This is a genomic window from Actinotignum timonense (genome assembly GCF_900155575.1).
In the GTDB taxonomy this organism is placed as follows: domain Bacteria; phylum Actinomycetota; class Actinomycetes; order Actinomycetales; family Actinomycetaceae; genus Actinotignum; species Actinotignum timonense.
This window is the reverse complement of record NZ_LT706966.1, coordinates 641,243-658,117: the sequence shown is the minus strand read 5'-3', so window position 1 is coordinate 658,117 and position 16,875 is coordinate 641,243. Positions and strand designations below refer to the sequence as shown.

At 60.3% G+C, this 16,875-nt stretch carries 15 protein-coding genes and 1 pseudogene; 8 read left to right on the top strand and 8 right to left on the bottom strand.

What is annotated here, in order from left to right:
* Positions 1-302 precede the first annotated feature (302 nt).
* From CZ322_RS02760 to CZ322_RS02750, 4 genes are all read left to right on the top strand, one after another.
* Complete coding sequence (locus CZ322_RS02760) at positions 303-1,214, top strand: LysR family transcriptional regulator (RefSeq protein WP_087070121.1); 912 nt, start codon at positions 303-305, stop codon at positions 1,212-1,214.
* A gap of 322 nt (positions 1,215-1,536) precedes the next feature.
* Positions 1,537-1,890, top strand: coding sequence for a hypothetical protein (locus CZ322_RS09825; protein WP_143231820.1), 354 nt, complete (start codon positions 1,537-1,539; stop codon positions 1,888-1,890).
* Positions 1,891-1,968: 78 nt separating this feature from the next.
* A complete protein-coding gene (locus CZ322_RS02755) occupies positions 1,969-2,637 on the top strand; it encodes an ATP-binding cassette domain-containing protein (protein ID WP_087070120.1) in 669 nt (222 codons plus the stop codon).
* A gap of 2 nt (positions 2,638-2,639) precedes the next feature.
* A complete protein-coding gene (locus CZ322_RS02750) occupies positions 2,640-5,009 on the top strand; it encodes a hypothetical protein (protein WP_087070119.1) in 2,370 nt (789 codons plus the stop codon).
* An 80-nt stretch (positions 5,010-5,089) separates the two neighbouring features.
* Here CZ322_RS02750 and CZ322_RS02745 read toward each other — a convergent pair whose 3' ends face one another.
* The 4 genes from CZ322_RS02745 to CZ322_RS02730 all read right to left on the bottom strand — a co-directional run bounded on the left by CZ322_RS02745 (position 5,090) and on the right by CZ322_RS02730 (position 8,936).
* A complete protein-coding gene (locus CZ322_RS02745; protein ID WP_087070118.1) occupies positions 5,090-5,836 on the bottom strand; it encodes an ABC transporter permease in 747 nt (248 codons plus the stop codon).
* Entirely contained in the window at positions 5,833-6,552 is a 720-nt protein-coding gene (locus CZ322_RS02740) for an ABC transporter ATP-binding protein (protein WP_087070117.1), read from the bottom strand. The genes CZ322_RS02745 and CZ322_RS02740 overlap by 4 nt, the downstream gene beginning before the upstream one ends.
* A 384-nt stretch (positions 6,553-6,936) precedes the next feature.
* Positions 6,937-8,055 (bottom strand): DsbA family protein, encoded by a 1,119-nt coding sequence (locus CZ322_RS02735; protein ID WP_087070116.1) that lies wholly within the window; start codon positions 8,053-8,055, stop codon positions 6,937-6,939.
* Positions 8,055-8,936 carry a macro domain-containing protein gene (locus CZ322_RS02730; RefSeq protein ID WP_087070115.1) on the bottom strand — a complete coding sequence of 294 codons (882 nt, stop codon included), beginning with the start codon at positions 8,934-8,936 and terminating at the stop codon, positions 8,055-8,057. The genes CZ322_RS02735 and CZ322_RS02730 overlap by 1 nt, the downstream gene beginning before the upstream one ends.
* Before the next feature lie 181 nt (positions 8,937-9,117).
* Between CZ322_RS02730 and CZ322_RS02725 the strand changes: the two genes are divergently transcribed.
* From CZ322_RS02725 to CZ322_RS02715, 3 genes and pseudogenes are all read left to right on the top strand, one after another.
* Positions 9,118-9,948, top strand: a complete 831-nt coding sequence (locus tag CZ322_RS02725; RefSeq protein ID WP_087070114.1) for a ribonuclease H family protein — start codon at positions 9,118-9,120, stop codon at positions 9,946-9,948.
* Positions 9,949-10,096: 148 nt separating this feature from the next.
* Positions 10,097-11,032, top strand: a complete 936-nt coding sequence (locus tag CZ322_RS02720; protein WP_087070113.1) for an Abi family protein — start codon at positions 10,097-10,099, stop codon at positions 11,030-11,032.
* A gap of 679 nt (positions 11,033-11,711) precedes the next feature.
* Positions 11,712-12,677: pseudogene (locus tag CZ322_RS02715) on the top strand (S9 family peptidase); the annotation flags it as partial.
* A gap of 31 nt (positions 12,678-12,708) precedes the next feature.
* On the opposite strand, the gene mtnN reads toward CZ322_RS02715, so the two are convergent.
* The 3 genes from mtnN to CZ322_RS02700 all read right to left on the bottom strand — a co-directional run bounded on the left by mtnN (position 12,709) and on the right by CZ322_RS02700 (position 15,590).
* Positions 12,709-13,530 carry a 5'-methylthioadenosine/S-adenosylhomocysteine nucleosidase gene (gene mtnN, locus CZ322_RS10450; protein WP_459543373.1) on the bottom strand — a complete coding sequence of 274 codons (822 nt, stop codon included), beginning with the start codon at positions 13,528-13,530 and terminating at the stop codon, positions 12,709-12,711.
* 224 nt (positions 13,531-13,754) lie between these two features.
* Entirely contained in the window at positions 13,755-14,210 is a 456-nt protein-coding gene (locus CZ322_RS02705; protein ID WP_180948688.1) for an S-ribosylhomocysteine lyase, read from the bottom strand.
* Positions 14,211-14,768: 558 nt separating this feature from the next.
* Positions 14,769-15,590, bottom strand: coding sequence for a hypothetical protein (locus tag CZ322_RS02700; RefSeq protein WP_087070110.1), 822 nt, complete (start codon positions 15,588-15,590; stop codon positions 14,769-14,771).
* A gap of 208 nt (positions 15,591-15,798) precedes the next feature.
* On the opposite strand from CZ322_RS02700, the gene CZ322_RS02695 reads away from it, so the two are divergent.
* On the top strand, positions 15,799-16,050 hold the full coding sequence (locus CZ322_RS02695) for a type II toxin-antitoxin system Phd/YefM family antitoxin (RefSeq protein ID WP_307886365.1): 252 nt from the start codon (positions 15,799-15,801) through the stop codon (positions 16,048-16,050).
* A gap of 67 nt (positions 16,051-16,117) precedes the next feature.
* Here the strand turns inward: CZ322_RS02695 and CZ322_RS02690 are convergent, their stop codons facing one another.
* Positions 16,118-16,672, bottom strand: coding sequence for a DUF4232 domain-containing protein (locus CZ322_RS02690; RefSeq protein WP_159454979.1), 555 nt, complete (start codon positions 16,670-16,672; stop codon positions 16,118-16,120).
* Positions 16,673-16,875: the final 203 nt, after the last annotated feature.

Below are 16,875 nucleotides of genomic sequence, written 5' to 3'. Positions count from 1 at the left end.
ATCGGCTAGCCCCGCCAATGTGTAGGGGCTGGGGGTGGTAGGTGAATGTACGAAACTGGTTTNCGTCGAAACAAAAAAAAAAAAGAGCCATATCGGCTAGCCCCGCCAATGTGTAGGGGCTGGGGGTGGTAGGTGAATGTACGAAACTGGTTTACCTACCACCCCTACTTATTTCCATTGCGCGGGGTGTGCAGTTTTGCTTGCGCTGGGGCGGGTGGGGACGGCGTAGTTTCCCCATTTTGTAGTGAACGCGTGTAGGTCGTGTGGGCGGGTGGCTTTTGTGGTGTTAGAAGACGGGTGTTGTGGTGAGGCTTGAGTTATTAGAAACCCTCGTATCGTATTCGAGGCTTGGGACAATGGACGCGGTAGCCCGCCAGTGTGGGTGTACCACCGCGGCGGTTGTGAAACGTATCCAGTTATTAGAAGAAGAAGTCGGTTACCGGCTCACCCAGAGGGCCGGGCGGGGTAGCGAGCTCACGGCTGCGGGCTGGCTCTTGGTTGAGCGTTCTATCCAGATTCTTGGGCTTGTGGATAAAACCGTGAGCGAGATAAGGGATGCGGTGGATGACCCACAGGGCAGGATTGTGATTGTGGGACGCGAGTCTAGTGCTCTGGAGAGTCTCGCGACTGTGATGGGGCGGGTGAGGCAGGAGTATCCGGGGATTAGTTTTGAGTTGCGGGCTTGTGGGCGGGAGCAAGCGGCTCGCATGCTTGCCGAGGGCGGGGCGTCTTTCGCGGTGTTGGATGCCTCGTGGGAGTGTGAGTCGTGGGAGACACTGGCGTTGCCGGGTGAGGACCGGTGGGGACTCCTGGTTAGGGCTGGTAGTGATGTGGCGGGGCGCGAGTCTGTGCGGCGTGCGGATATTACGAAGCGGGCGTTGGTGTTACCGAGCGAGGGTAGTCGGGAGTTGGGGTATTGGTTGGATAAGGAAAACCAGTTGGATGTGGTGGGCCGGTATGGGTCTGGGCGGGTGGCTTGCCGGCTGGTTGAGGCTGGGGTTGGTGAGGCTATCGTCTTGGAGAATGCCGTTGCGGAGAACGCGGGTATGATCGGGGCCGCGAATTCTGGTGGTGGTTCTGGTTTGGTGTTTGTGCCCCTTGATTGGCTTGTTGGTTTGCGGTGTGTGTTGGCGTGGAGCAAGCAAGCACGCCTGGGGCGGGCTGGTGAGGTATTCGTAGAAACAGCCCGGGCAGCCTTTCGCATGGTAGATTGACATCACTCATCAACCACGATGTTGAAGGAGTATCTGGGGCCGTTCGCTACGCGGGCGGCTCCTGCTGTATACGCTGAATGGGTGCGGACTCCGCCGAAGCTTCGACCAATTCAACCTAGGAGAGGCTTATGTGTGGCGCATGAGCCTGCTTTCCGTGCCTCTCGGCTTATCCTATTGCTTGGGTCGCCGGGTTAAAGTTAGTAGCACTAATTCCGAGTGTTGCATTTAATGGACCGTATTTGTTAAGCTGTAAATAACATCATAATTCGATGAAGATGTGATGGGATGCTACAAGTTCAATGAGGTACTTGGAGGAGGAAACATGTCAAACCTTATGGAACATCAGCCGATTCGAAAAAGTAAAACTAAGCGGGTGCTTATCGCTGGCATCATTGCGATTGCCGGAGTGCTATCGCTGCCGAGCACTGGCGCTCAAGCGTTGGGAGGAAACTGCCAGGCATGGCTTGAAAATGGGGTTGGGTATACTCTCGGTGCGGGCAAGTGCTATTCGTTGAATGCCGACACAAAAGCTCGTGTAACCCTTGATATTGCTATCGCTCCGGATTTTCATTCGAAATGGTTTACCGCTACTAACACCGTTTATCGTACTCTCGGATGGTCATCGACAATGAAGGGGTGGCCCCGTGACGCCCGTGTTGATTACGCACGTCGATAAAATTCAGTAGATGATCCCGGTGGGCGTTATGTTTACTTCGCCCACCGGGATATTCTTCCTACCAATCGGGGAGGGAATATGGGAATTCGCATTGAGGATCTGAGTTTTTCCTACACTTCTCGGAACGAAACCCGGGTTATTTTCCAGAATGCGTCCGTGGCTTTTGAGAAGGGTAAATTTTATAGCCTCATGGGGCCGTCCGGCTCTGGGAAAACAACATTATTTCGCTTACTCTCTAAGCAGCTGGTTCCTGGAGCAGGAACGATAAGCATCGGGGAAGGAAACCTGGAAAACATTGATATTCCAGAACTGCGCTCACGATTGATTGGGCAAATTTTCCAAGATTATCTGCTGGTGCCATTCCTAAGCCCGATCGAGAATATCTTATTAGCAAGAGAAATAGCTGCCGGTAAAGCTACTCCTGCAGATCGCACACACGCACAAGAACTTCTTGCCCGGATTGGATTGGAAACCTCCAAAAACCGCCGGGTAGACACGCTTTCCGGGGGCGAACAACAACGCGTCGCCATCGCGCGCGCTGTTAGTGGGCAGCCACTGCTTCTTCTTGCCGATGAACCCACCGGTGCCCTCGATGCTGATAACACTGCGAGCATAGCTACGTTACTCTCCGATCTTGCGCACTCTGAAGGCTTAACGGTCATAGCGGGTACCCACGACGAGGCTTTCGCCCGGCACACCGATCACGTGGTGCGTATTCGGGATCATCGGCTTGTCGTAGAGAGGTGACCATGGGAAAGCAACGCGTTCGCCTCGTCTGGAAAATGCTGGTTGATCAACCGCGGCGCGCTTTGTATACCCTTATTGTGGCGATTCTTCTTACGATGATTGCAGCAAGTCTGGGTACATTCTTCAATGCGCACAATCAGGTTCAGATCCGCCAAGCGCGGGCATCATTTGGTTCGTATGCGCAGCGAGTTTCCGGAAATGAAAATGTCAAAGATTATCTAAGAGAGCTCGAAAGCAACGGAAAAGCCGTTGCTGTTATCCACTCTCGCGCAAATATCTTGGCCCGACAGGGCCAAACTGATGATGCCGCAACAACGGCCGATGTTACTTACCTGAGCGGTCAGGGGGACATGGGCATGTTAATCGCGGGAAACCACCCGGCTTCTGCGGGCGAGGTTGCAGTGAGTAGCGAGGTTGCCCGTCTTCTCGACATAGAGCTAGGCGGAGATATCGCCCTCGCGGATCTTGAAGGAGAAGGGAAAAATTCTCCTGCAACATTTCGCGTGGTTGGGATAATCGAAAATCCGGCTTCTATTCGCGACCACACCGTCATAGCGGTCACTGATAGCACGGAGATTTTGGGAAGAGCGGATTCGTGGCTGACGGATGATCCGCTCATGCCGCTTGCGGACGAACTCGGGCAAGGCCAGGCGCAGGTGGCAACGCCTGATAGGGTAGCGCATCGCGCTTCCGAGAACGCGATAGCCTACCAGGTCATCCCGGCCTATGTCGCGTGGTTTGTCGGGGTATTTGTTGTGTGCGCTGTTGTTTTCGCGGTTTTTGCAGCTGATAGGCAGCGGCGCCGTTCTGTCCATAATGTTCTTCGGTCGCTTGGCGAATCCCCGTTCAATGCGGCCTTCCATGCATCATTATCGACCGGGCTCACCATGGTGATCGGTGGGATGATCGGGTGGACGGTAACCCAACTGATTGTTGCTGGTAGTGCGGAACGGGTTGGCGTTTTTTATGAAGAAAGATGGACCGGACCATTTACCGCAGATGTCGCGCAAGGGTCCGTTGTTTTATTGCTGCTCTTTGTTCTTGCCACATTCGTGAGTGCGGCCGCAACGCTATTTGCTCACAGGTGGCAGCGGCGTGACTACTACGAAGAACTCTCCTACCGAAAGCTCGGGATCTTAGGGGTGTGCGGACTGGCGGTAACCGCGGTTTTCATCGCCTGCCGGCAGCTTTATATTCTGCCCTGGGGGCATCAGCTCGCGCTGGTGTCGGGAGCATTATCCATCCCGGCATTGGGCTATTATCTTGCGCTCGCTTTCCAGCGGCGCACCATTTTCGCGAAGCTCAGTGCGCGCTTGCATAAGGTTGCGCTGGTTGCCCTCGGATTAGTTTTTGTTACGAGTTACTCGGCCGCGCTTTTCAGTAGCGCCGTCGCCCTCCAAAATAACTGGATCACACGGGAGATTGCCGGTGAAGACAGCTATTTGCAAGTAGCCTATGCCTCGAAAGCCTCGGTGGTGAGTCTGAAGTCGCGTTTCCCGGAGATCGCGACCCAGACAAGTATTTTTGGCGAACCTGAAAATGGGGAACGAATGTACCGCTTGGTGACCTTGGACGGTGCGGATTGCCTCGATATTGGCGCACGCTTGGATAAATGTAACCGGATCGATATGGACGGTGTTTTTCTCGCTTCCGGAAATATGAAAGACCGCGATTTTGTCAATCACGCGCCGGCGCATATGGTCAGCCCGGACGGAAAAGTGGTTGTCGTTGAATTCAGCGCATCTGATCCAACGGTCACCAACATGTGGGTTGTGGATAACGTTATTCCAGACGAGAAGCTGAGTAACAACGTTTTCCGCGGGCTTATTTTGGCTCCCGATGATCCGTTAGTCAGTCAGATCGGGCTCACGGATCCCAGCCTTTTCCGCATCACAATTTTTGGCTTTGGCGAGCTATCTGATGACATTCGGGACGGTGTCCGTTCAACGATTTTGACGCAGGCGCCTTTCGCCTTTGTTACCGATCCGGATGCTCCGGAGGACAGACAGCTGCGAGCAGAGGCGATAACTCGGGTCCTCGTAGCACTCCTTACAGCGGGAATCGTGCTCTGCAGCATGACGATTGCTATTGTCTCTGATCAAGCAATTGAGCGGCGTTTGATTGACTTGGGCGGAGGCGGTATCCGCGCCCGAGTCAGGCTTATCGCTCCGCTATTGGGATCCTATGTTGTGACGGTCGCGGCAGCTGCGGTCATGGGCAGGCTGGTGGTTATGGACCGATTGCCATTCACTCCCGCTATCGTGCACCACGATTATGGTTTGCTGTGGATAGTTGTGTTGGTCAGTATCCTCTTCGCGTTGCCCGCGCTGCATTGGGCTGTGCGGAAGCACGATCCAGTACGGAAGGGGTAGCCCGGCGGCGCAGCGCTCGCTGCGCGAGGCGCGTGGTCTAGTGCGCATTCGTGAATGCCCGCGCCGCCGGGCCGGGGAGGTTACCGCTCGGAGCTGAGCCTATCTGCGCGGCTGAGGGCGTAGCGGGCTAGCGCCGTCGTCGTTCCAACCCAGAGAAGTGCGTACACAACATCCGCAGCCGCCGGTGCGCGCATCCACTGCACGTGATACGTGAGCGGGTTGCAGCGCGCGATGACCTGGAGGTACGTGGGCGCGGAGCTGAGCTCGTAGAACAGCGGGGCGGAGAGGACCACCGGCAGCGTGGTGAATGTGGCGAGCATATCGCGCGCCGCGTAGCTATTCACCAGGGCACCTACCGCCGCGCCGAGGCTCACCCAGCCCCACACAACGAGGAGCGCGATGAACGTTCCCGAAAGGAGCGCGGTGGCGTTTACGCTAGTTCCGCCCGCGAACGAAAGACCCAGGTAAGCTAGCGTGACCGCGGCGACTTGCACGAGGAACACGAGGGAAATCACCGCGAAAATCGAGGCGAGATAGGTCCACACCTTCCCGCCCTGCATCATGAAAATCGCGTAGACGCCCCACTTTCTGTCATTGGCGACGTCGGAAGAGGCGTAGCCGAAAGCGCGGAACGTGAGCAGGCAGACGATGCCCGTGAAGGCGTAGCTGAGGTAGCTCCCGCTCTGGGCGTTACCGAGCATCCCGGAAATGCCGACAACCAGAAAAACGAAATATGCCAGCGGCTCGACAATGCGGCCGAGGTAAACGCCGCGCCAATTCCACAGGGAAGCAATATGGTACTTCGTGAGAATAAGTGATTTTTTCATGGGAGCGGGGTTCCTTCTTCGTATGCTTTGAGGGCTTCCCAGAGGTCGGTGCTTCCGGGGCAGTGGGCCATGAACCGCGCGGCCGGCATATCGGCAATAATGCGACCGCCGCGCAGAGCGATAACGCGGGTGCAGTACTCGGAAAACTTCGAGGTTTCGTGCGTGCTCACCAGCACGGTTCGCCCTTCCGTCACCCGGGAGCGCAGGTAGCTGAACACGGTGTCGATGCCGGCGGGATCCAGGCCGGTGGTTGGCTCGTCCAGAATCATGAGGCTGGGGTTACCGATAATTGCGCGGGCGATTTGGGTGCGGCGCAATTCCCCGCCGGAGAGGGTTTCCGCGGTGCGGTCAAGGAGCTGCGAGAGGCCCAGAACCTCCGCAACGCCCTCAATATCAGCGCGGCGATGCCAGCGGCCTACCCGTAGGTCGAGGCCCAGCAGAATATTCTGCGTCACGGTGAGGGACCAGTCGATAATTTCGCGCTGCGGGCACCAGCCGATAGCGCTTTCGGCCACCGAATTGGTGACCGTGCCGCGGGTGGGCTTGATGAGCCCGCCCAGAATATCGAAGAGCGTGGATTTTCCCGCTCCGTTATGGCCGATAACGGCGACCAGTTCGCCCGGGTGCAGGGCAAGATTCACCCCGGTCAGGGCCGGTGTTGATTTCTTCGGGTAGATTTTTTCTACCCCGATAGCTTTGAGGATAGGGGTATCCATGAACGCTTACCTCCAAAATATGCAAAGACTGCCTTAGTGAATGTGCATACCGGAGAGGCCGAGTCCGCAGAGCGCAGAGGCGCCGGGCGCAAGTGGCGCCGGTGCGGGGCGCGAATATAGCGGTGCTCGATAATGAGATACTGGGATACCAGGAATAAAGGTGCCCAAACGGAGCGTCTCGGTTAGTCACCAAGACGCCGTGTATTACTAGAGCGCGGCCTCGCCGGAAAGGGAGGGCTTAGCGTCGGGCACGTACCACGGATACTCCGTTTTCTATCAGTTGTTTATGATGCGTTCGTTAAGTGTAGCTTGGTTTAGCCCGCCGAGGCGCTTCGGCCGGTTGTGCAGTTTAGCCCGCCGAAGCTATTAGCTCCGCGGAACCCGTTAACTCGCCGCGTCTACCAGCGCTTTTTCCAGCTCAATCGTATTGGTGATCGCGGTGAGCGGCTGGTAGCCGGTGCTCGCGGTGCCGTTGATAATAATCGCGGGGGTGCCGCGCAGGCCGAGGGTTTCTAGCCCCAAGGATTCCTGGGCGGCAATGAAGCTGGTGGTTTCCGCGCTGTCACGCGCGGCCCGGAAAGCTTCCACGTCCAAGCCCAGTTGGGTGGCGTAAGCATCGAGGTTTTCATCGGAGAACATCGACGGTGCTTTGTCAGGGTCGTGGCCGGCGGCAGCTGCGCCGTCGAAAAGAAGAGAAGAATACTCCCAGAACTTGCCTTGCAATCCAGCCGCGTGCGCGGCGGCGGCTGCGCGATCACTGGACACGGTGTCCTTGAAAATCGGGACCTGCACGTACGCGAGGTAAATATCGCCCTTATTGGCCAGCTCCAGGAGCTGCGGCACGGATTCGGCGTGGAGTTTATTGCAGAAACTGCAGGCGTAATCGGAGTAGATCGTCACGTGCACGGGGGCCTTCGGGTCCCCGGCGGTTTGCCCGGAGGCAGTTTCCAGCTGCGGCAGGGCCTGGAGCTGGGTGCGAATCTCATCGGGCTGGGTGGGAATGTAATCCTGCCCGGCCACCCAACCGCGATCCGTGGCGAGCTGGGTGTAGCGCGTCTCAACGGGGCCGGGCGTGGTGTTCAGTCCGCCCTGGCCCGGAGTGCCTTGCCCTGCGCCGGGGGCGGCCGGCGCGGTGGCGGTTGCGGTGGGATGCGGTGCGGCGCTGCCCCCGAAACGCCCGTTGGACGAACCGAGGGTAAGCAGCACCGCGAAAACCACCAGGGCAATAATCGCCAGCACGGTGATCATCACCCAGAACCCGCGGCTGCTGGGATGCTGTTCTTCTTCCCCAGCAGGTGCGGGAGGTGTGGAAGGCGGCCACGCCGGGGCGGCGCCGGTAGCAGCGCCCGTGCCAGAAGCCGGGCCGGTACCAGCGCCCGCGGCTGCGCCGACGCTCGGATCCGGGCCCACGCCCGCACCCGAACCCGCCGCTGCGGGCGTACCGTACTGACCCTGGAACCCAGATTGGCCGCGATCCACGGAGTCAGGAGTTCCCTGGCTCATTATTCCTCCACCCAGCGCTCAATCGTGCGCACGAAATGTTCCGCATCTTCATCAGCGAAGATATCAAAGACCACCAGATTCACATTCGAGCGCGGATTCTGGTGCAGCCACTGCGCCACGGTATCCAGCGCGATCCGCGTGGCTTCCGCGAAGGGGAAATGCGAATGGCCGGTGGCCAGCGAGCAGAAGGACACCGAAGTAATATCGCCCTTTTCTGACGCCAGGTCGAGGCAGCGAGTGTAGCAGCTGGCCAGCGCCGCGCGATCCGCATCCGTGACCTCACCTTCCACCGTGGGCGGCAGGGTGTGGAGCACGTAGCGCGCCGGCAGGCGATACCCGCGAGTGAGCGCCGCTTCGCCCGGTTCCAGTTCGCGATCCGACATCGAGTACAGCGTGGCGCAATCATTGCGCAGCCACGGTCCGGCCTGGCCGTGAATCGCCTGGTCAATGGAGGGCTTATTGTAATCGCGGTAGCCCAGCAGATTGGGGCGCGCCCCGTTGATCACCGCGTCCACCACGAGTTCCCGCGCATCCCCGCGCCACATCACGGTCTTGTCGCGGGCGGGGTATTCGGATTCCGGCATCATGTCAGAAATACGAGCCAGGTGGCGGGCCTCGGTGCGCCCCAGGTAGCCGGACAGCCGGTACAGCAGCACGTCAATCGCGCGCGAGACCTCCTCGCTGACTTCTTCAGGATCGCGCTGGATGAGGCGGTGGTTGAGTTCGGTGAAGAGCTCCCGGTCGGTCATTTTCGCCAGGTTGCCTTCCAGGCCGCCGAAGGCAATCTCAAAAAGTTCCCGGTCGGTGCGCTTCGAGGCGGCGGGCGCGGGCCACTCGTCGTCGAGCTTCAGGGCGTCGCGATATTCAGCTAGGTTGAGCATTATTCTCCTTATTCTGGGTCCGAACAGGGTTCCCTAGTACAAGGGTACCGGGCAGAAACGGTTTTCGTGCGCGTATGCACAGGGCCCGTGGCCGCGTGCGCCCGCGCCCGCCCCTGTGGATAACTTCGCGGTATCCCCGGGGAATGCGTGGCCGCGCCGCCCGGCACGCTAACCTAAAGCTATGACAACCTGGTTAACAACCGCTGAATTGGCCGAACGTTGCGGCACGGATACCTTCACTACCCTCGCCGCCCTCGAACTTTTAGGTTTGGCCGACGGCGCCGCGCCCTCGCCGCTCGCTTCCCGCCACGGTTTAGCTGATGTGGGGCGCGAAAGCGGGGCGCTGTGGCACGCGGATTCTGAGCGCTTGCTGCGCGCGGTTGTGGATACCGATGCGAGCGGCACCGGCGCTGCGGAGCCTGTGGATAACGAGGTGCAGGGTGTGTTGCCGCTCGCGGGCGTGGATGAAGAGGTTGAGGGGTACGACGACGCCGCAGCCAGCCCCGCTCCGGCCCAGCCGGCCGGTGGCGGTAGCCCGGTCGGCAGCCCCCGCCCGGGTTTTGCCGCGGTGCTCGCCACCGATGGGGCGTGCTCGGGTAATCCGGGGCCGGGCGGCTGGGCCTGGGTGGAGCAGCTCAGCGGGGCGCGGAACAGTGGAGGCGCGGCCCGCACCACGAATAGTATTATGGAGCTGACGGCGCTTATCGAGGGCTTGGAATATGTGGCGGCCCAGCACGGTGCCCAGGCGCCGCTGCTTATTCGCGCTGATTCGCAATACGTCATTAATGTGATGACGAAATGGGCGCGCGGCTGGCGCGCGAAGGGCTGGAAGAAGGCGGACGGCAAACCGGTGAAGAACCGCGATCTCGTTGAGCGCCTCCTTAATCTTTACGAGGCCCGCACCGGCCGCACCGAAGTGGAGTGGGTCAAGGGCCACGCCGGCGACGCCGCCAACGAGCTGGTGGACTCCCTCGCCGTCGCCCGCTCCCGCGAATTCTCCCGCCGCGGCTAACCGCGCGTAGTTTCCGTTCGGAATCCGGGCTTGCGTTTTCTTGATGATCTGGTAGAGTTATCTCACCAAGACCGGTACCGCTGCTCCCCGGAGCAGTCCAGGGCCGGTCCTCGTTTTCTTCACCGAGCATGGAAGCACAGGAGCGAACATGACTCAGGCAACGAAAGTATTCAAAACGCATGGCGACCAGATAGCCCTATTGTGCTCTCGTGGCATGCGTATTGACGATCCTGCATACGCGCGTTTTGTTTTGGAACGGGTGAATTATTATCGTTTATCGGGCTATTGGTATTCATTCAGGCAACCGTCCGATAAAAAGAATCAACGCCTAGATGATTTCGTTCCTGGTACTAGCTTCCATGATGTCGTGGAGGTTTACAACTTTGACGAACGTTTACGATCTGCCGTTTTCTCTTGTCTCACCACCATTGAGCTTGCATTGCGATCAATGCTTGGTCACGAACTGGGCCGCATCGACCCACTTATTCATTTACATCCTGAACTGTTAGGCCCGTTGGCCCACCAGAAAAATTCGCGTACAGCACCTTCCGGCCAGTATTTGGCGTGGCGTGCCAGATATGACAAAGAGCTATCGGGATCGCGTGAAGATTTTGTCGAACATCACCGACGCAAGTACGGCGGTGAGCTTCCCATTTGGGCTGGTGTGGAGATCATGGGGTGGGGATTGCTTACTCACCTGTACGAACTCTCGCCGATTACCGTGCGTAATCTTATTGCGGCCCGAGCCGGACTGACATTAGTCCAATTCACATCATGGATTAAAACGCTGAATATCATGCGCAACTATTCCGCTCACCATGCGCGTATTTTCAATCGCGTCTTTACCCTCAAACCGCGTTTTCCAAAGGTTGGAGTGCACCCTGAACTGGATGTTGTTCGGGCAGCGGCCAGTCGCTGCTTCGGTCAGCTCACCTTGATTCAGTACTTGCTGGGGGTGCTCAATATTGGAGATAGAGACCTTTTACCAGCTGTATTAGCAACGTATCCCGATGTGGTCACCGTACCTATAAGCCATATGGGGGCACCGAACAAATGGCAGGAACTCACGTTATGGCGGCAATGATGACGTTCCTAGATGATGGGATTGATGAATAGGTGGAGCGCTGAATTACTCACAGTGAAAGCACCTTGAGTTCTTCACGGGAATGCCGGAATTGACGTGGTGGTAGGGAAGGTTCCACTACAGCAAAATCTAGGAGATATTTGCTGGATTCTTGGGTAATATTGAACGCGCAGAAGGTGGGAACAAGGTCTCCCATCATGTCCAAGGAGGGTCTAGCGGACGTAAGCGCCGCTAGGTTCTCCTTTCTTTCTGATCCAAGATTCTGGTTTTTCCAAATTAAATTTGCTAGGATGTACCTTATCAAGACCGGTTCCGCTGCTCCCCGGAGTAGTCCAGGGCCGGTCCTCATTTTCTCCGTTTTCTCCGCTGGGCACGGGTTGTTTTTCCGAGGTGTACTTCGGATGTCGTACATGCGAAGTACACCTCGGACAACACATGCTCCCTCCCCAGGTGCTGGTGTGACTGCTGAGGTTTGTGAGGTCCCCACTCTCTTCCGCCCGCTAACGTGGCGGGGTCCGCGCTGGCCGGCGGCTGCGCCGTCGGCCTAAACTGCGCCGTCGTACCACACAGACCCGCGCGTACGATGCCGCGCAATAGCGCCCGCCCGCGCTCGCCAAACGCCCACGCCCACCAACCGCCCCCCACGCAACAACCCCCGCATCTCCAGTAGAATCCCTCCATGACTATCGGCCCGATTGCGAAGAAGATCCCTACCGAACGTACTTTCCACGGCGACACCTACGTCGATAACTACGAGTGGCTGCGCGATAAATCCGATCCGGATGTCCGCGCGCTCCTCGACGCCGAAAACGCCTATTTCCGGGAGCAAACCGCGGGGCTGGGCGATCTGCGCGATAACCTCGTGGCCGAATTCAAGGCGCGCACCAAGGAAGCCGACCGCGCCCTGCCCTACCGCGTGGGGGACTGGTGGTATTACCGGCGCACTTTCCAGGACCGGCAGTACCCGGCGATGTTCCGCACCCCCGCGCGCGGCGCCGCCCGCCCGGACCTCAACACGTCTTTCCCGGAATTCCCGGTGTGGGACGGCAACGAGCTCGCCCTCGGGGAAGAATTCTTCCTCTGCGGCGGCTTCATGCCCTCCCCGGACGGCAAGCTCGGCGCGATGAGCGTGGATTTCACCGGCGATGAGCATTTCACCCTGCGCATTTTCGATATCGAAACCGGCCAGATCGTGGACGATTCGGTGCGCAATATCGGCTACGGCCTGGCCTGGACGGCCGATTCCAGCGCGGTTGCCTATTCCCGCGTGGACGATTCGTGGCGCCAGTGGCAGGTCAACCTCCACCGCATCGGCGATTTCAACGACACGATCCTCTTCCAGGAAAACGACGAGCGCTTCTCCGTCGATCACGAACAATCCCGCAACGGCAAGTGGATTATTATCCGCTCCGCCTCGGTGACCTCCTCGGATGTGCGGTTTATTTCCACGGAGAATATCGAGCAGCGCGTCAAGATCCTCGACCGCCGCGAGGGCCTGGAATACACCGCCGAACCGGCCGGCGACCAGGTCCTCATCGTCCACAACGCCAACCGCCCCGATTTCGAGGTGGCTTCCGCGCCGCTGCGCACTTCCACCCCGGAAGAATGGGATCCCATTTTCGTGCCCGAGGAAGGCGAGCGCGTCGATTACGTGGAGGCTTACGCCGGCCACGCCGTCATCTCGATGCGCTCCGAAGGCCAAACGCNGCAATCGCGCCCTGGGCCCGGGCAATGCAGGCGAGCACCTCGTCCACGTCCAGCTCAGAATCTTCGAGCGCTGTGCGCACATCCGCAACCATCTCCGCGTCAAGTGAGGCGGCGGGCGCCGCGGCGTCGTCGCCCTCAGGGGTGTGGATACGGCCGAAAATGTAGAGAATCGCGGCTTCGAGCGCGAGGTGCGAAAAACGCGGCGTGAGGCGGCGGGCGCGCGAGCCACCCGCGGAGGTGCCGAGCCACGGCGTGATTTCCGCGAGGCGCGCGAGCGTGGCCGTGACCGCGCGGGCGGAGAGGTCGGCGGCTTCGTCGATGCCGATGTGGTAGTCGATCCCGGCCTGCGGGCCGCACAGGTCGGAGGCGGAACGGATCGTGAGGAAGGGAATTCCCGCGAGCGCGGCGGTGTGCGCGGCGGCGGTCGATTCCATATCGGTGAGGAGAGCGTCGGGGAAGCGGGTGCGGGTGTCTTCTACGTTCGCGGCCGTGACGAAGGCGTCGGAGGAGAGGACTTCGCCGCGGCGGATGTTCTCGGGGACGGCGGCGAGCAGGGTGGCATCGCCTTCGAAGAATTCGGGGGCGCCGGGGACCTGCCCGAGTGCGTATCCGAAGACGGTTGCGTCCGCGCGGCCGTAGCGGTAGCGGGTTCCGGCGACGACGTCGCCCACCCGGATATCAGCAGCCAGGCCACCGGCGGACCCGGCCGAGATAATGACTTCGGGGCGGTAGCGGAAGAGTGCCCAGCCGAGCGCGCAGGCGGTGGCGACCAGGCCGACGCCGGTGCGCATGCAGAGAATCGGGCCGAGGGCGGTCGGGACGTTCACGCCGGATGCCCCGCGCAGTTCGGTGGGGAAGATGGGCTGGAGGGATTCGGCGGTGGCCGGGGTGGTGGCGTAGAAAGGTTCGGCGCGCAGGGCGGCGAGGACCGGCACGATTTCTTCGTCTTGAGCTGCGATAATGAGGGCGCGTGCCCGGGTCTTGCCGGGGGCGAGGGAGCGGGTGCGGGTAGGGCTCACTTGGCCATCACCTGTTCCCAGGTTTCACGCCCGGCGAGCATGGCGGCTACCGCTTCCTGGGCGGCTTTGAGGTTGTGGTTGGCGCCCCAGCCGCATTGGACTTCGTTCGCGGCCGGAACTTCGGTGGCGGCCAGGATATCGCGGAATGTTTGTTCCACTAGGTCGCAGGTGGCGGGTACGTTCGGTTCGGCGGCCAGCAGCAGGTAGAAGCCGGTTTGGCAGCCCATCGGGGAGAAATCGACCACGGCGTCGCTGTGATTGCGGGAGTATTCGGCGAAGGAATGCTCGATGGAGTGGATGACCGGCATGGTCAGGTGTTCTTTATTGGGCTGGCAGAAGCGGATGTCGTATTTGGTGAGGACGTCCCCGTGCGGCAGGTGTTTGATATCGGCAACCCGCACGTAAGGTGCGGAAACTTTCCGGTGGTCGAGGTTGAAGGACTCGACGTTCATATGCGGCACGGCTCTTCCCTTCTTTGGAACGCGATATGTGTGGCCGGGGTGCGGGCCCGGTTGTGCTGGGCTCGCGCGGTTCGGCTGGGCCTGGCTGGGCCCGCGTGAGCCTGGCGAGGCTTCGCCGGGCTCTGCTGGCCTGGCCGGGTCCGCCCGGCGTATTACAAACAACGGCTATTGTATCTAGCTTTAACAAGTGCGGTGAAGCGGTCTCAGATTCCCAGGAAAATTCCAGCCTTGGTGCATGGTATTTTAGGGAACCTCGGGTTATATAGAACATGTCAGCGGAAAGCAACGGGAGGCGTGGACCCGTTCCGCTGCCGGGAGACTGGTTATCTCCTGGGGACAGGCTCAGTCGCAGCCAAGATGAACCCGGATGGTTCCCATTCCATCCGCTGTTCTAGCGCGAGAGTCTTCAGAAGGCCGGGGGAGCGTGGACCCCCGGCCTTCGCCATGTCTGCCGAGCCCGTTACTGGTGTGGGGCGAACAAAGTGGTACTGGAGCTACAATCAATGGCCAATTTTCTGTTCTGGAGTACCACTTTGTTGGAGCGTCGGCCTATCGCGGATTCTCCGCAGCAACTATTTCCTTCAGCCGCGCCTCGCCGGCTGGGTTGCCTTCCAACACCAGGTAGGAATCGAAACGCTTGGTCGGGGTTTCGGGGACCAGCTGCGCGGCCTCGCGCCGGTTGCCGCCCAAAATGGCGAACTCGTTTCCATCCAGCGCACACAGAATATCGGTGGATGCCGCCGGCTTGGTTTCCGCGGGCTCCCCGATCCAGTAGGAGCGCCCACGCTCGCCGCTCGCAGCTTGCGCGGCGCCACCCGCCGGCACATCCGCCCGGTTATCCGCAATAAACGAGGCGTAGGGGAAGTGCGTGATCGAGTCCGGCCCGCGCAGCGAACACCCGGCGATCCGAGTATCCGACGTGAATACACGCCCGGCCAGCTCGCCGGACATCCCGGTCTCCCGCGCCTTCTCCGCCGTTGCGAGCGCTTCCAGCTCGGCGTTTTTTGGTTGCACGACGACGCTGCCATCGGCCAGCGTGTACTCGACCTGATCCTGGACCCACGCGCTTCCGTTCCACGTGAAACGCCCACGCACGCTGGCCTGCCCACCGAAACTATCCAGCGGCGCCCAGCTCAGGGAGATCTGGTCCGCCTGCATATCCACCACGTCGACTCGGGGAGCACGCGCGCTGCCATGCCGGTAATCCTCGGGCATGATCTGGGCGATGGGCCGGTTGGCGCCGTCGTACCACGCGAAGGTGACCGACGGAGTTTCCGGCGCCGCTTCGGGCCCGGCGCGGCGGATACTGCTCGTGAAAATAACGCCGCGTACGGGCACCCCGCCCAGGGTGGTGGCGCCCAGATCGTCCATCCGGATTTCGAAAAGGTTTGTGCTCGGGGTGGCGCCGGCGGTGACGGGTGTGCGCGCGGGGGTGNGCGAGGGCCAGGGCTGGGGGAGCGAATCGTTTCATGGGTTCTCCTTCGCGGATCGGCGGGCGGCGCCCGCGTGTGCAACGCTGCACAGCTGTTATTCTACGGGTAGATAGCACGCATATACCCGGGGGTGCGCAATGAAAACAATGACGTCTTCAGAGTCGCTGGCGAACTACGCGGACGTTCTGCGATCCGCGGTAGACGACCACGAACCGGTGGTCATCACCCGCAGCGGCCAGCCGCCCGTGGTGATCCTCGCGCTGGACGAGTACACCTCCCTGCGCGAAACGGTCTACCTCATGCGTTCGCCGCGCAATGCTCGGCGCTTGCTTGATGCGATGGAACAAATTGAGGCGGGCGGGGGAACCGACCATCCACTGTGCGAGGTTGCCAAGTAGTTTCGCGCCGTTTCCCACGCGCCGGTTTCGCTCCAGTTCCCGCGCCGCAGCCTCGTCGCAACCGCGCTCACTCCACCTCAAAATCCCCAACCTTCACCGTGGCTTCCCCGGACGAACACGAATTCATCTGCTCCCCGTGGGAAACGGAATACACGCTGGTGCCCGTGTACCCCACCGCAAGATCAAGGTCCGGCACCTCTTTCCCCGGGCACAGCGCGCCGGGATTAATAGCGTCCACCTCCATGGCGATCCGCTCGCCCGGCCCCAGCACCACATCCGCCCCGGTCGCGCTGGTCGCCGGCGCCGGCTCGGTAAACATATTCCCGTTGGCGCTGATGGGAGTGACCTCGAGCTGCGCCGGAATGAAGCACGGCACCCGGCCGGTATTTTCCACCCGCAGCACGTAATACCTATGCCCGGCGCCGCCGTCCTGATACTCCAGCGTGGTCGCCATTTCCGCGGGTGCGCAGCGCGAGGGTGAATCCGTGCTCGCGGTCTCTGCCGGCGCCTGTGTGGGTGCGCTCGCGGCATCCGGCGGCGCGGATTGCGTGGCGCTGCCCGAACACGCGCTGAAGAGTAGCGCCGCGGCACAGGCCACGGGCACAAGCGCGAAACGTTTCATGGTTACCTCCTTCATGCAGGCGTGCGTACCCGCGTGGTTGTTGGTACGACGACGCCGCAGCAGCGGGGCGCCACCAGGCCTGCGAGTGAACCTGCACCACCGCCAGTCTACGTCGCTCCAGTAACCTGCGCCACAAAATGGGGTGATGTGGGGTGGGGCCGCATGGGCCGGAAGGCCCGATCGCTAGTTAAAGGAATAATCAT

Excerpts from the sequence above, each read along its gene's own strand:
- CZ322_RS02725 (WP_087070114.1), top strand. The coding sequence starts at position 9,118 with ATGACAACCTGGTTAACAACCGCTGAATTGGCCGAACGTTGCGGCACG.
- CZ322_RS02695 (WP_307886365.1), top strand. The coding sequence starts at position 15,799 with ATGACGTCTTCAGAGTCGCTGGCGAACTACGCGGACGTTCTGCGATCC.
- CZ322_RS02750 (WP_087070119.1), top strand. The coding sequence starts at position 2,640 with ATGGGAAAGCAACGCGTTCGCCTCGTCTGGAAAATGCTGGTTGATCAA.
- CZ322_RS02740 (WP_087070117.1), bottom strand. The coding sequence starts at position 6,552 with ATGGATACCCCTATCCTCAAAGCTATCGGGGTAGAAAAAATCTACCCG.
- CZ322_RS02730 (WP_087070115.1), bottom strand. The coding sequence starts at position 8,936 with ATGCTCAACCTAGCTGAATATCGCGACGCCCTGAAGCTCGACGACGAG.
- CZ322_RS02690 (WP_159454979.1), bottom strand. The coding sequence starts at position 16,672 with ATGAAACGTTTCGCGCTTGTGCCCGTGGCCTGTGCCGCGGCGCTACTC.
- CZ322_RS02735 (WP_087070116.1), bottom strand. The coding sequence starts at position 8,055 with ATGAGCCAGGGAACTCCTGACTCCGTGGATCGCGGCCAATCTGGGTTC.
- CZ322_RS02745 (WP_087070118.1), bottom strand. The coding sequence starts at position 5,836 with ATGAAAAAATCACTTATTCTCACGAAGTACCATATTGCTTCCCTGTGG.
- CZ322_RS02700 (WP_087070110.1), bottom strand. The coding sequence starts at position 15,590 with ATGGACGATCTGGGCGCCACCACCCTGGGCGGGGTGCCCGTACGCGGC.
- CZ322_RS02720 (WP_087070113.1), top strand. The coding sequence starts at position 10,097 with ATGACTCAGGCAACGAAAGTATTCAAAACGCATGGCGACCAGATAGCC.
- CZ322_RS02705 (WP_180948688.1), bottom strand. The coding sequence starts at position 14,210 with ATGAACGTCGAGTCCTTCAACCTCGACCACCGGAAAGTTTCCGCACCT.
- CZ322_RS02755 (WP_087070120.1), top strand. The coding sequence starts at position 1,969 with ATGGGAATTCGCATTGAGGATCTGAGTTTTTCCTACACTTCTCGGAAC.
- CZ322_RS09825 (WP_143231820.1), top strand. The coding sequence starts at position 1,537 with ATGTCAAACCTTATGGAACATCAGCCGATTCGAAAAAGTAAAACTAAG.